Genomic DNA, 479 nt, shown 5'->3' with positions numbered 1-479 from the left:
GAACGCCTGGGCCTGGCCCAACTGCACCAATTGCGCGGTCGCGTCGGTCGGGGCAGCGCCGCCAGCCATTGCGTGCTGCTGTATCACCCGCCGCTGTCGCAGATTGGCCGCCAACGGCTGGGCATCATGCGCGAAACCAACGACGGCTTTGTCATCGCCGAAAAGGACCTGGAGCTGCGCGGCCCGGGGGAAATGCTCGGCACTCGTCAAACCGGTTTGCTGCAATTCAAGGTCGCCGACCTGATGCGCGACGCCGACCTGTTGCCCGCTGTGCGCGATGCGGCGCAAGCGCTGCTGGAGCGCTGGCCGGAGCATGTCAGCCCATTGCTCAACCGCTGGCTGCGACACGGGCAGCAATATGGCCAAGTGTGACGCCGGACTCACTTATCCGACCTACACCTGTATCAAGCTGGTTATACTCCAATGAATGTAAGAAATTGGATCCGGCCATGTCAGAAGTTGCCCTCGCTACAGTCCCA

The 479-nt window shown here is 62.2% G+C and carries 1 pseudogene; it reads left to right on the top strand.

Going from position 1 to position 479, the window contains the following annotated elements:
- Window positions 1-372: pseudogene (locus AC0L3B_RS38390) on the top strand (hypothetical protein); the annotation flags it as partial.
- Window positions 373-479: the final 107 nt, after the last annotated feature.

The sequence above is a fragment of the Bradyrhizobium sp. Kon56 genome (assembly GCF_055807635.1).
Note: the sequence above shows the minus strand (reverse complement) of the source record. Positions and strands in the feature narration are given on the sequence as shown.